This window comes from Nocardia sp. CC213A (assembly GCF_030766805.1).
In the GTDB taxonomy this organism is placed as follows: domain Bacteria; phylum Actinomycetota; class Actinomycetes; order Mycobacteriales; family Mycobacteriaceae; genus Nocardia; species Nocardia otitidiscaviarum.
The window spans coordinates 516,099-529,247 of sequence record NZ_JASFXA010000003.1 but is presented as its reverse complement, the minus strand read 5'-3'; the positions used below and the strand labels follow the sequence as shown (position 1 = coordinate 529,247).

Here is a 13,149-nt window from a genome sequence, read left to right as displayed (position 1 = left end):
CCCCGGCGGCCCGCCTGACCTCTCGCGCCGACTCTCTCCTCCGGACACGAGCGAGGCCCTGCGTGATCACCCGCCGCTGCCTCCACACCTGAACGCCCATGCCCGCCTCGTATCAGTAGCGTCGCGCCGAATGGAAGGGTGTGGAGCCCATCGGGGCGACCGCTACCGGCACGCCGAAGGTGGAGGCGTGCAGCATCAGACCGTTGCCCGCGTAGATGCCCACATGTGACACCTCAGGGTAGAAGAACACCACGTCCCCGGGCTGCAGATCGGCCTGCGCCACCGGCGTGCCGAACTGCGACTGCTGCTGGCTGGTGCGCGGCACGTTCTTGCCGACCTGTTTGAACGCCCACTGCACCAGGCCGGAGCAGTCGAACTGGTCGGGACCGACCGCACCCCAGACATAGGGCGCGCCGACTCGGGTGAGTCCGGCGGCCAGCGCACTGGTGCCGCTGCCGGGTACCAGTCCGCGCAGCAGGGTGTCGCGGTCGAAGCCGGGCGGGAACATGGATCCGGCGAGGGCGGACTTGTCGCTGGCCGACAGCTGCCCCCAGGCGGCGATGACCTGCGCGATGGATCCCTGGAGTTCGGAACGCTTGTGCTCGAGGTCGGCGCGCACGGCGTCGGCCTGGGCGCGCGCGGCATTGGCGGCGTCGGCGGCGGCGCGGGCGGCGGATTCGGCGGCGGCGGCCGCGTCGCTGACCTTCTTGTACTCGCTCAGCCGTGCGTCGGTGCGGCTGCCGACCAGCGCCAGCGTGGACATCTGGTCGAGGAGCTGCTGCGGTGAACTACTGGCCAGCAGCGCGGTGAGCTGGTTGTTGCGGCCGCCGGTATAGGCGGCGGCCGCCGCGCGGTCGATGACCGGCCGGTACTTCTCGATTTCGGCGCGGGCGTCACCGAGGGCCCGGGCGGCTTCGGCGGCCGTGGCATCGGCGGCCTCGGCGGCGGCGACCTTGGCATCGAGATCGGCCTGGGCGTTGAGCGCGGCCTGATTGAGCTGTTCGGACTGCCGGGACAGATCCACCAGGGTGGTGACGGCCTCACCGGCGGTGGCGGGGGTGGTGACCGGGTCGGCGGTGGCCGGGCCGCCTCCGTAACCGGCGACGACCAGGACGCCGACCGTCAGAGCCCCGCCCACGAGTCGTTTGGTTCGCTGTATCCGCTGCTGCGCTGCCACCGTCGGCGTGTCCCCGTCTCTTACCCCGAGTTGGAAAGAAAGGTCTCGATAAGGTTACGAAACGGCGGCCGTGCGTGTCCAGTAGGACACGAAAGGGTCACGGCCGCCGGGGATTTCGCAGGTCAGACGCGACGGGCTCCGGTGAACGGCATCGAGGAGATGGGGGCCACCTTCACCGGCTGGCCGGAGGTGGAGGCGTGCACGACCTCACCGTTGCCGACGTAGATGCCGGAGTGGCCGCCGCCGTAGAACGACACGATGTCGCCGGGCCGCAGCGCGTCGTAGGAGACCGGGGTGCCGGCATTGAGCTGTTCGTAGCTGGTGCGCGGCAGCTGCACACCGGCCTGGGCGTAGGACCACTTCACCAGCCCCGAGCAGTCGAAGGCGTTCGGGCCCGCGGCGCCGTACACGTACGGCGCGCCAACCTTGCTCAGCGCGGCGTCGACGGCGAGTTCGCCCGCGGTCTTCTGCGGGGCGACGAACGGGGCGGGCGCGGGCGGCACCTCGACACCCGGAATCGGCGGGATCACTACCGGCACGGACTCCGGCACACCCGGAATGCCCGCGGGCAGCTGAACCTGATCGGGGACGTCGAAGGTGCCGACGCCGGGGATGGTCACCGGCTGCGCCGATGCGGGGGCGGCGGGCAGCAGCAGCGCGCTCAGCGTGGCAGCGCCGACGGCGCCGGCCGCGACGGCTCGCTGCGCACTGCGCTGCACGCCCCGGGCCTGTCGCTTGACGGTGTTGGTCGCCATGGTGAGGTACTTCCAATCTGCCCCGCGACGCCGCACCGGTTTGGTGGGTCGGACTCCGCGAGGTCTCAGGAAGATTACGAGCCGATAACGGTGGTTTGTAAACCCGAAGTCGTACCCGGACTACGCTAAATTGTTGACCACCCCTATTTCGGTGCGACAAAAGTCACAGCAATCACGAAACAATAACGACGGCCGTTTCGCCGGGAGCGTCGCGACGGCTACCGAGTGGTAGCGCGCGCCCATCCATAGCGCGCTCTATCTCGGCTATTACCGAGTATCCCCCGGTCAGGCACATAGTCATTGATCAGGACACGCCCGACCCCGCGACCCGCCGCGCCGACATGCCCGGCAACCCGGCCGTGCGCACCGGGCGACCCACCGGACCGCCCGGTCACCCCGTTCGCATTGATAGACAATGCAAATAACTGTGACCCTGGCCACAAAGAGGCATACTTTCGCAATTCGGGTCATTCATCTCGAGAATCTCGGTCAGATAAACGGACATTTCCGTCGTGGAAAACATGTCGGACCCCCGGCCTACGCTTGCTGGCCGTGCCCGAGCAGCTCGCCTTCGACGACCTCGACACTCCGCTCTACGCCACGACTTTCGTGGTCGTGGACCTGGAGACCACCGGAACCAGCCCCGAGGGCGACGCCATCACCGAGATCGGCGCGGTGAAGGTGCGCGGTGGCGAGGTACTGGGCGAGTTCGCCACCCTGGTGAACCCGGGGCGGTCGATTCCGCCGCAGATCGTGCAGGTCACCGGCATCACCACCGCCATGGTCTATGACGCCCCCCGGATCGACGCGGTCCTGCCCGGCTTCCTGGAGTTCGCCGCGGGTGCGGTGCTGGTGGCCCACAACGCACGCTTCGACCTCGGTTTCCTGAAGGCGGCGGCGTTGCGCTGTGAGCTGGCCTGGCCCGCGTTCCAGGTGGTGTGCACGGTGCAGCTGGCACGGCGCATCCTGGGCCGCGACGAGGCCCCCTCGGTGAAGTTGTCGGTGCTGGCGCAGTTGCTGGGCGCGGAGACGACGCCCACGCACCGCGCGCTCGACGATGCCCGCGCCACCGTGGACGTACTGCACGCGCTCATCGGTCGGGTCGGGAATCTGGGCGTGCACAGCCTCACCGAACTCGTCGACTATCTGCCGGAGGTCACGCGGCAGCAGCGCGCCAAACGCGTACTGGCGGTGGATCTTCCGACCGCGCCCGGGGTGTATCTGTTCCGCGGCCCCTCCGATGAGGTCCTCTATGTAGGGACAGCGGTCAATCTGCGCCGCCGGGTGCGCGGCTACTTCACCGATTCGGAGACCCGACCGCGAATGCGGGAGATGGTGCGGCTGGCCACCCGGGTCGACCACGTGGTGTGCGCGCACGGGCTCGAGGCCGGGGTGCGGGAGCTGCGGTTGCTCATGGCGCACGCGCCGCCGTACAACCGCCGGTCGAAGTTCCCGCAGCGGGCGTGGTGGCTCACGCTCACCGAGGAGCCGTTCCCCCGTTTCGCGGTCTCGCGGACGCCGACGCGATACAGCCTGGGGCCCTTCAGATCTCGGGCGGACGCGGCCGAAGTGGGGGTGACGATCGCCGAGTACACCGGCCTGCGCACCTGCACCGTCCGCATCCCGCGCGAGGGCCGCCATGAGTGCCCGCCCGCCGTGGTCGGCGGTTGCCCGGCGAGCGCCCGAAACGCACCCCTATATATAAAGGAGTACAACCGCGCTCCCGAAGCGGTCCGCGCACTGTTCACCGGCCGCTCCGACGAACCCCTGCATGACATTCGCGCACGCATCGAAACCTATTCCAACGCAGAGACTTTCGAATCCGCCGCCCGACTCCGCGACCGCCTGGCCACCGTCCTGCGCGCACTGCGCCGCACCCAGCGCCTGGCCGCCCTGGCCCGCATCCCCGAACTGATCGCCGCCCGCCCCGACGGCGCGGGCGGCTGGGAGTTCGCCGTCATCCGCCACGCCCGCCTGGCCGCCGCCGGAACCGCAGCCCGCGGCGTACCCCCCATGCCGGTCGTCGACCACCTGGTCGCCGCCGCCGAAACCGTCATCCCCACCCACCTCCACGACAGCACTCCCCCCGACGCGACCGCACCCGATCCGACACCACCGCCCGGCACGCCCGGCCGAACGCCGAAACCCGCACTCGGCACACCCGACCACACCGCGAGACCCGCACCCAGGCGACCTGACGAAACCCCGCAAGCACTCAGCGCGCCCGACCGGACCCCGGGCCACACACCCGGCACACCCGACCAGACCCCGGGCCACACACCCGGCACCCCCGACCCAACCCCAGGCCACACACCCGGCACACCCGACCAGACCCCAGGCCACACACCCGGCACACCCGACCCAACCCCGGGCTACACACTCCCCGCGCCGGGCCACACCTCGGGATACACACCACCCAGCACACCCGACCGCATGCCCGCTGGCGACATCCTCGACGACGGCCCGTATCCCCCACTGCGCGGCGCACTTCCGGAGGAGGCCGCCCTCCTCGCCCGCTGGCTGGAGCAACCCGGCACCCGCATCGTCCGCACCTCCGACGGCTACGGCGAACCCCGCCTCGGTGCGGGCGCATGGACGACCTGGCTCGACCGCGCCGACGCGGCGACCCGCGGTGAACAGCCCATCGACGACCACGGCTGACATGCGCCTCGCGGCTCCTCCGCCCCCGGCACATCGCCGCCCCGCACCAGCCGCCGTGCCGGACCCGCCGAGGCGAAGCGCACGCGGGCAGGCCGTGACGGCAGCACCCCACCCCGCCACAGTCCGCCGACAAGCGCCTCCTCCCCACCACAGCGACGCTCCAGGCGATCATGAACCCGCCCCGCCTACGCCCACTCCGCCCCACACCGACCACCCGCCCCCGCAGCCATCGCGAGGGGGAACCGGTGGCGGCGTCCTCTCGGCCGTTGCCGCCACCGGTTCCCCTCGCGACGCGCGTTGAACGCGAGCCTCCAGGGCCGCGGCGATGACCTCGTCTGCGGCGATCAACTGGAGGCCCGCGACGGGTAGCGCATCCAGCCCAGCCGTAGGGCGCTGCTGCGAGCTTCGCTGCGTCGATGAGCTCCAACCGGTGGTGCACCGCCACCTGGCTGTTGCGGCGGTATCGAGGGAAACCGCCTGCACACTCTCGCGGGTGGGGGCCTCGGTCGCGGCCGTCCCGTGCGCGTGGGTGAACGCCTCGGCCACCTGTCGACGACGCGCGTGACAGCGTGCGAGCCGCACTCGAGACCGCACCGGTGACTGTGCCGCTGCCCACTGCGAATCTCGGCTCGTCCCGCCGCGCTCACCCCATCCGTCGCACGGTCAGGTCGGCGAGGTGCTGGACCATGTCGCAGCTGGCGCGGGGGCGGGCGACCACGCCGCGGTAGGACCATTCGAAGAAGTCGTCGCCGAGTTGGACGGCGAGCACGCAGACCTCTCGGGTCGGGCCGTCGGGGCTGTGGGAGAGGAAGCCTGGGTGGTCTGCCAGGGTGAGGGAGCGGATGTCGCGGCCCCACAGGGCTTCCCAGGCGCGTTCGCGGTCGATGGGGCTGCCGCGATAGGACGTGAAGGTCACATCGGTGTGCTGCGCGGTATGGAACCAGCGGCAGGTGACGGAGTTGCGGAAGATATCGGAGGGCTCGGAAAGACCGGTGGTGGAACGTATCTCGGCATCCGTCACGTGACCGCACTCGCCGGTGAACGGCCCCGGCGCCGCCACCCGCACCGGCGGCCGGTCACCCGCCTCCTCCCGCGCGTCCTCCGACCCACAGGCACCGGCCAGCAGCGCGCACGCTCCGACCAGGAATACGGCAACCCCCCGCATACCCTTCGATGCTACCGACACCCCGGCCGCCTCGCGGGCAACGGATCGCGACCACCCCGCGAACGACCGGCCCCTGCCCACGCCACACGCAATGGCCGCTGACCGCCCCGCGAACAACCGACCAGCTCGACGGCCCGCGACACCGCCCCGCGATCGACCGCCCCTCACCGCTCCGTCGGCTACCGACACACCGACCACCCACGACGACGTGCGGTTCGGTGCCCCGCGCCGCGAGGTCCGCCCGCCCGCGCCCGGCCGCAGCGGTGGGCGGGCGCGATCCAATACAGTGGCGTCATGATTACCGCGATCGTGCTCATCCACGCCGAGGCCGCCCGCATTCCCGAGACCGCGCAGGCGCTGGCCGATATCGACGGCGTGACCGAGGTGTATTCGTGCGCGGGCGATGTGGACCTGATCGCGATCGTGCGGGTGCGCGATCATGAGCAGATCGCCGAGGTGGTGACCGGCAGGATCAACAAGACGGCGGGTGTGCTGCGCACCGTCACCAATATCGCCTTCAAGTCCTATGCGCGCGCCGATGTGGAGGCGGGATTCTCCATCGGCGAGTAGGTGCCGCGCGAGCTCAGCCGCGTAGCCGGGTCCCCACCGTGGTGAGCGCGGCGAGCGCCATCGGGGCGGCCACGATCAGGACGGCCGCGAACAGCCCGGATTTGGCCAGAGCGTCGCGCATGCTGAACTCCTCACTCGAACCGCGGGTGCATCCACATCGGGTGCGTCGGCTCGGCTGGCAATCCGTGCACCCTAACGTGGCGACCAGGTTCCGCCCATCAGCAACACACCGGCTACGCGATAAACGAGATCTCCCCGCCGCGTGAACTCGACGGGGAGCATCGGCCGCGTCCGGCCGGTAGCGCCGGACGGCAGCCGCCCGTTCGACCGATCCGGTCCGACTCAGTCGGTACCGAGTTCATTGCTGAGTGCCGCCCACCGGTCGAGCAGCCCGGCCGCCGCCCCGGAGTCGACCGCGGTCGCGACCCGCTTCAACGCTCCGGCCAGCTTGTCGTGCAGATCGGTCTCGACACTGTCGAGTTCGAAGGCCACGATGGCCGCGGCCGAGTTCAACAGCACCGCGTCCCGCACCGGACCGGGCTCGCCCGCCAGCATATTGCGGGCGATGACCGCGTTCATGGCGGCGTCCCCGCCCTGTAGCGCGGCGGGTTCCACCCGCGGAATCCCGAGTTCGACCGGGTCGATGGTGACGTGGCGGCGCTGTCCGCCCGCGACCACCCACACGTCGGTGGTGTCCACCGTGGTGATCTCGTCGAGTCCGTCGTTGCCGCGCACCACCAGCGCCGAGGCGCCGCGCTCGGTGAACACGCCCGCATAGGTCGGCAGCAGGTCCTCGAAGGCGCACCCGATGAGCCCCGCCCGCGGCTGCGCCGGATTGGTCAGCGGCCCCAGCACATTGAATACGGTGGGGATGCCGATCTCACTGCGCGCCGGTCCGGCGAACCGCAGTGATGGATGGAACATGGGCGCGAAGCAGAAGCCCACCCCGACCTCGCGCACACAGCGTTCCACCGCCTCCGGCCCGAGCGCGATCTTCACGCCGAGCGCCTCCAGCACATCGGCCCCGCCGCTCTTGGAGGACGCCGCCCGGTTCCCGTGTTTGACCACCGGCACCCCGCTGGCGGCCACCACGATCGAGGACATGGTGGAGATATTGACGCTGCCGGAGCGGTCACCACCGGTGCCGACGATGTCGACGGCACCGAAGTCGAGTTCCACCCGCCGCGCGTGGGCGAGCATGCCCGAGGCCAGTCCGCTCAGTTCGGACAGCGAGGGGCCCTTCATCTTCATGGCCACGCCGAAGGCCGCGATCTGGGCGGAGGTGGCGTTGTCGGTGAAGATCTCGTTCATCGCCCACGCCGCCTCCTCCGTGGACAGGTCACGTCCTTCGGTCAGGATGGTGAGGATTTCCCTCCAGCTGCGCGCGCTCATGCTTCTCTCTCCCATTGCTGGTGGTTCCGGCACACCAGTGCTCCCTCAGCAGCCTAGTGCGCCGGGCGAGGGTTTTTCCCCCGGGCGGGTACCGGCTTTCACTGCCAGGCGGTCCATCCGAGCGCCGTTCCGTCGTGGCGCTGCGCCAATCCGGCCATGCGGGCGCGTTCCTGTGAGCAGTGCAGGGCGTCGAGCGGTTGCACGCGCTGCAACACCACCTCGCACGGGTCGCCGTCGCCGCGCTCGTGCACCGCGTACCCGTCCTGCGCGGCGATAGCGGCGGCGGTCTCCACCTGCGCGGCGGGCAGCCGCAGCAGGTGCCGCAGCACCGCGGGTCGTTCCGGTGCCCAGCCGGTGGCGCGCTCCAGCGCGGTCGAACAGGCTTCGGTGTCATCGAAACTCGACACCACCTCCACCAGATCGGCGCCGGAGGGATCGAGTTCGGGCGCGGTCGCCCGCCCGAACAGCCGCCGCCACCAGGTCTTAGAGGTCATTTCGTTCCTTCCGCGGGTCCGGATCACAGGTTTCACTCTTGCCTTTTTCTCAGCCACATGCTTTAGCTTGGGTGCCGTCACCGCCGCGAAGCGCGCCCCGGCAGCAGGAAAGCCCTGCTCAAGAGACACGCCGAGCGCTAGTCGGGAGATCCTCTCGCGCTGCGGTTTCCGACACGCGCCCCGAACTTTCGTACCCGGCTACACCTGTCGTACTACAAGGGGTCATACTTACCGGCGTGACGACCGCAGTAGGGACCCCAGGATCGGCCATTACTCAGCGTGTGCATTCGCTGAACCGGCCCAACATGGTCAGTGTCGGTACCATCATCTGGCTGTCGAGCGAGCTGATGTTCTTCGCCGGCCTGTTCGCCATGTACTTCGTTGCTCGCGCGCAGGCCAACCCGGAGCTCGGCTGGCCGACGGAGCCGACCGAGCTGAACATGGCACTCGCCGTGCCTGTCACCGCGGTGCTGGTCGCGTCGTCCTTCACCTGCCAGATGGGTGTTTTCGCGGCGGAGAAGGGCGATGTGTTCGGCCTGCGGCGCTGGTACTTCATCACCTTGCTCATGGGCACGTTCTTCGTGGCGGGCCAGGGCTACGAGTACTACCACCTCGTGCACGAGGGCACCTCGATCTCCAGCAGCGTGTACGGCTCGGTGTTCTACATCACCACCGGCTTCCACGGCCTGCACGTCATCGGCGGTCTGATCGCCTTCGTGTTCCTGCTGGTGCGCACGACGCTCAGCAAGTTCACCCCGGCGCAGGCCACGGCGGCGATCGTCGTCTCCTACTACTGGCACTTCGTCGACATCGTCTGGATCGGGCTGTTCGCCACGATCTACTTCGTCCGCTAGTTCCGGACAAGAGCTTCTGCACAGTCGGTTCCGTCTACTCCAAAGGGACACAGATGAGTTCATCTCCCCCGTCAGCGCCAGATCCCAGCGGCCCCGGGATCGGCAGCGCGCAAGAGAATCAGGCCACCAAGGTCCGCAGGCAGCGACGCGGCAAGCGGCGCTTCGCGGGCGGTCTGGTTCTGCTGATGGGCCTCGTCGGAGCCGGCTTCACGGCCTCGGCGCTGACCCCGGACGCCCAGGTCGCGACCGCGAACGAGGATCAGTCCGCGCTGCTGCGCGAGGGTAAGCAGATCTACGACACCTCGTGTGTCACCTGCCACGGCGTCAACCTGCAGGGTGTGGAGGATCGCGGCCCCAGCCTGATCGGCGTCGGTGAGGCCGCGGTCTACTTCCAGGTCTCCACCGGCCGCATGCCCGCGGTCCGCAACGAGGCGCAGATCATGCGCAAGCCCCCCAAGTTCGACGCCCGCCAGACCGATGCGCTGGGCGCGTACATCGCCGCCAACGGCGGCGGCCCGACCGTGGTGCGCGACGCCAATGGCGAGATCGCGCAGGAGTCGCTGATCGGCGGCGCCGATCTGGGTCGCGGTGGCGAGCTGTTCCGCATGAACTGCGCGTCCTGCCACAACTTCACCGGCAAGGGTGGCGCGCTGTCGTCGGGCAAGTTCGCGCCGCCGCTGGAACCGGCCAATGAGCAGCAGATCTACACCGCCATGCTCACCGGCCCGCAGAACATGCCCAAGTTCTCCGACCGGCAGCTGACGCCGGAGGAGAAGCGCGACATCGTCGCCTACGTCAAGGACCGCACCGAGACCCAGTCCGAGGGCGGTTACGGCCTCGGCGGCTTCGGTCCCGCCACCGAGGGTCTGGCCGCCTGGATCGTCGGCATCACCCTCCTGGTCGGTTCCGCCATGTGGATCGGATCCCGGACATGAGCCCGGCAGCGCGACGTCACCGCGGTGGAGCCGTGCGCATGACCCAAAGGACGCAGTCATGAGCGAAGAGGAGCGAAACAGCATGGGGGACCACCCCACGCCGCAGACGGATCTGACCGAGGAGCAGCTCGACGCGCTGTCGCGGGACGAACTGGTCGAACTCGGCACGAAGATGGACGGTGTCGACGTCGCCTATCGCGCGCCGCGCTGGCCGGTGCCCGGCACCCGGGCCGAGAAGCGGGCCGAGCGTCAGGTGGCGATGTGGTTCGGCATCTCGGCGCTGTCGGCCGTCGCGCTGATCGGCGTCTTCCTGTTCTGGCCGTGGAGCTACAAGTCCCGCAATGACGAGGGCAACGCCGCCTACAGCCTCTACACCCCGCTGGTCGGTCTGTCGCTGGGTATCGCGGTGCTGGCCATCGGTATCGCGGTGGTGCTGATCCGCAAGAAGTTCATTCCGGCCGAGATCTCCATCCAGGACCGCCACGACGGCAAGTCCTCGGAGACCAACCGCCGCACGCTGGCCGCCGAACTGCAGGACGCGCTGGACACCTCCACGCTGGCCCGCCGCAAGATGATCACCCGCACCGCGGGTCTGGGCGCGGGCCTGCTGGGCATCGGCGCGCTGTTCGTCTTCGTCGGCGGCATGGTGAAGAACCCGTGGGCCAAGGGCGACAAGTCGCCGCTGTGGGTGTCGGGCTGGACGCCGGACTACCCGGGTCAGACCGTCTACCTGCGTCGTGACACCGGCCGCCCGGAGGACATCGTGCTGGTACGTCCGGAGGATCTGGACGCGGGCGCGATGGAGACCGTCTTCCCCTGGAAGGAAGAGTGGCGGGGCGACTCGCACGAGACCTTGCAGTCGCTGCGCGGCATCCGCAACTCCGTCATGCTGATCCGCCTGCGCACCGCGGACGCGGAGAAGGCGATCAAGCGCAAGGGCCAGGAGAGCTTCAACTACGGCGACTACTTCGCCTACTCGAAGATCTGCACCCACCTGGGCTGCCCGACCTCGCTGTTCGAGCAGCAGACCAACCGGATCCTGTGCCCCTGCCACCAGTCGCAGTTCTCCGCGACCGAATGGGGTAAGCCGGTCTTCGGTCCCGCCGCCCGCGCGCTGCCGCAGCTGCCGATCACCGTCAACTCCGAGGGCTACCTGGTCGCCAACGGCGACTTCATCGAGCCGCTCGGACCGGCCTTCTGGGAGCGTCGTTCATGAGCCCAAGCAAAGCGGCCGCACAGGCCAACGAGATCGACGAGCGGTATCACGCCGCGGCCTTCATGAAGCGTTCGATCAACAAGGTCTTCCCGACCCACTGGTCGTTCCTGCTCGGTGAGATCGCGCTCTACTGCTTCATCATCCTGCTGCTGTCGGGTATCTACCTGACGCTGTACTTCGACCCGTCGATGGCGCACGTCACCTATGACGGCGCGTACCAGCCGCTGCGCGGCGTCGGCATGTCGCGGGCGTACGAGACGGCGCTGAACATCTCCTTCGAGGTGCGCGGCGGTCTGTTCGTCCGGCAGGTGCACCACTGGGCGGCGCTGCTGTTCGCGGCGTCGATCATCATCCACCTGTTCCGCATCTTCTTCACCGGCGCGTTCCGCAAGCCGCGTGAGGCGAACTGGGTGATCGGCTCGTTGCTGCTGATCCTGGCCATGTTCGAGGGCTTCTTCGGCTACTCGCTGCCGGACGACCTGCTGTCGGGTACCGGCCTGCGCGCGGCCTTCTCGGGCATCACCATCGGTGTTCCGGTGGTGGGCACCTGGCTGCACTGGCTGATGTTCGGCGGCGACTTCCCCGGCGACATCATCATTCCGCGTCTGTACATCGCGCACGTGCTACTGCTGCCGGGCATCATGCTGGCGCTGATCGCGGCGCACGTGGCGATCGTCTGGTACCAGAAGCACACCCAGTTCCCCGGCCCGGGCCGCAAGGAAACCAATGTGGTGGGCGCGCGCATCGTCCCGGTGTTCGCCGCGGATCAGGGCGCGTTCTTCTGCTTCACCCTCGGCATCATCGCGCTCATGGGTGGTCTGCTGCAGATCAACCCGATCTGGAACCTGGGTCCGTACAACCCGTCTCAGGTCTCGGCGGGTTCGCAGCCGGACTTCTACATGATGTGGACCGACGGCATGGCGCGTCTGATGCCGCCGTGGGAGATCTACATCGGCAACTACACGGTGCCCGCGGTGTTCTGGGTGGCGCTGATCATGGGTCTGGTGTTCACCGTGCTGATCGCCTACCCGTGGATCGAGAAGCGCCTGACCGGTGACGACGCCCGGCACAACCTGCTGCAGCGGCCGCGCGACGTGCCGGTGCGCACCGCCATCGGCGCCATGGCCATCACCTTCTACCTGGTGCTGACCATCTCCTGCGTGAACGACATCATCGCGTTCAAGTTCGACATCTCGCTCAACGCCACCACCTGGGGCGGTCGCATCCTGCTGCTGGTCGGCCCGCCGCTGGCGTACTTCATCGCCTACCGGTTCTGCATCGGCCTGCAGCGCAGCGACCGCGCGGTGCTGGAGCACGGTGTCGAGACCGGCGTGATCAAGCGGCTGCCGCACGGTGAGTACATCGAGATCCACCAGCCGCTGGGCCCGGTGGATTCGCACGGCCACCCGATCCCCCTGGAGTACCAGGGCGCTCCGGTGCCGAAGAAGATGTCCAAGCTGGGTTCGGCCGGCAAGCCGGGTTCGGGCTCCTTCCTGCGGGCCGACCCGCCCGCGGAGATCGAGGCCAACGCGCAGGCGGCGCACCAGGAGGAGCACGACATGCTGGCGGCCCTGGAGGCCGCGCAGGATGAGGGTTCCAGCGGAAAGCACAGCGAGCACTGACTTCTCACTGAGCGCAGTTCTCACTGATCGTCACAGGGCAGGGCCCCGAGTCGAACTCGACTCGGGGCCCTGCTCCATCCTCGGACTCTGCTCCGTCGTCGGAGCTTGCTGACTGGTCGGCCCAACGCGATTGTCGGCCCAGCGTTGTCGCGGCCATGCTCGCCCGCCTCGGGTGTGGCGATGGGTGCCCGGTTGTCGGTTCGCGCCAATGCGTGCCGATTTCGCGGATTCGCCTACCGGCCGGTACGGCACGGGTGATCATTGATGAAAATGTGAACCGACTACTTGTCACATCTTGTGGTCAGGAG

The 13,149-nt window shown here is 68.8% G+C and carries 11 protein-coding genes; 6 read left to right on the top strand and 5 right to left on the bottom strand.

Going from position 1 to position 13,149, the window contains the following annotated elements:
• Positions 1-112: 112 nt before the first annotated feature.
• A complete protein-coding gene (locus QJS31_RS08320; RefSeq protein ID WP_306356347.1) occupies positions 113-1,138 on the bottom strand; it encodes an NlpC/P60 family protein in 1,026 nt (341 codons plus the stop codon).
• A gap of 161 nt (positions 1,139-1,299) precedes the next feature.
• Complete coding sequence (locus QJS31_RS08315; RefSeq protein WP_282786144.1) at positions 1,300-1,932, bottom strand: C40 family peptidase; 633 nt, start codon at positions 1,930-1,932, stop codon at positions 1,300-1,302.
• Between the two features lie 546 nt (positions 1,933-2,478).
• On the opposite strand from QJS31_RS08315, the gene QJS31_RS08310 reads away from it, so the two are divergent.
• Positions 2,479-4,593, top strand: coding sequence for a DEDD exonuclease domain-containing protein (locus QJS31_RS08310; RefSeq protein WP_372341692.1), 2,115 nt, complete (start codon positions 2,479-2,481; stop codon positions 4,591-4,593).
• A gap of 643 nt (positions 4,594-5,236) precedes the next feature.
• Here QJS31_RS08310 and QJS31_RS08305 read toward each other — a convergent pair.
• On the bottom strand, positions 5,237-5,758 hold the full coding sequence (locus tag QJS31_RS08305) for a DUF3558 domain-containing protein (RefSeq protein WP_282785044.1): 522 nt from the start codon (positions 5,756-5,758) through the stop codon (positions 5,237-5,239).
• 294 nt (positions 5,759-6,052) lie between these two features.
• On the opposite strand from QJS31_RS08305, the gene QJS31_RS08300 reads away from it, so the two are divergent.
• Complete coding sequence (locus QJS31_RS08300; RefSeq protein WP_029929370.1) at positions 6,053-6,328, top strand: Lrp/AsnC family transcriptional regulator; 276 nt, start codon at positions 6,053-6,055, stop codon at positions 6,326-6,328.
• A 342-nt stretch (positions 6,329-6,670) separates the two neighbouring features.
• On the opposite strand, the gene trpD is transcribed toward QJS31_RS08300, so the two are convergent.
• Complete coding sequence (trpD, locus tag QJS31_RS08295; protein ID WP_280356747.1) at positions 6,671-7,720, bottom strand: anthranilate phosphoribosyltransferase; 1,050 nt, start codon at positions 7,718-7,720, stop codon at positions 6,671-6,673.
• 98 nt (positions 7,721-7,818) lie between these two features.
• Entirely contained in the window at positions 7,819-8,214 is a 396-nt protein-coding gene (locus tag QJS31_RS08290) for a hypothetical protein (protein ID WP_282785043.1), read from the bottom strand.
• A 236-nt stretch (positions 8,215-8,450) separates the two neighbouring features.
• On the opposite strand from QJS31_RS08290, the gene QJS31_RS08285 reads away from it, so the two are divergent.
• Genes QJS31_RS08285 through QJS31_RS08270 form a run of 4 tightly spaced genes read left to right on the top strand, consistent with a single transcriptional unit; the run spans position 8,451 to position 12,841 of the window.
• Complete coding sequence (locus QJS31_RS08285) at positions 8,451-9,068, top strand: heme-copper oxidase subunit III (RefSeq protein WP_029929373.1); 618 nt, start codon at positions 8,451-8,453, stop codon at positions 9,066-9,068.
• A gap of 53 nt (positions 9,069-9,121) precedes the next feature.
• The gene (locus QJS31_RS08280) at positions 9,122-10,003 is read left to right on the top strand and encodes a cytochrome c (RefSeq protein WP_282785042.1); all 882 of its coding nucleotides are present in this window, start codon (positions 9,122-9,124) and stop codon (positions 10,001-10,003) included.
• Positions 10,004-10,061: 58 nt separating this feature from the next.
• Positions 10,062-11,219, top strand: a complete 1,158-nt coding sequence (locus QJS31_RS08275; RefSeq protein ID WP_282785041.1) for a ubiquinol-cytochrome c reductase iron-sulfur subunit — start codon at positions 10,062-10,064, stop codon at positions 11,217-11,219.
• Positions 11,216-12,841 (top strand): cytochrome bc complex cytochrome b subunit, encoded by a 1,626-nt coding sequence (locus tag QJS31_RS08270; protein WP_282785040.1) that lies wholly within the window; start codon positions 11,216-11,218, stop codon positions 12,839-12,841. The genes QJS31_RS08275 and QJS31_RS08270 overlap by 4 nt, the downstream gene beginning before the upstream one ends.
• The last annotated feature ends 308 nt before the right edge of the window (positions 12,842-13,149 follow it).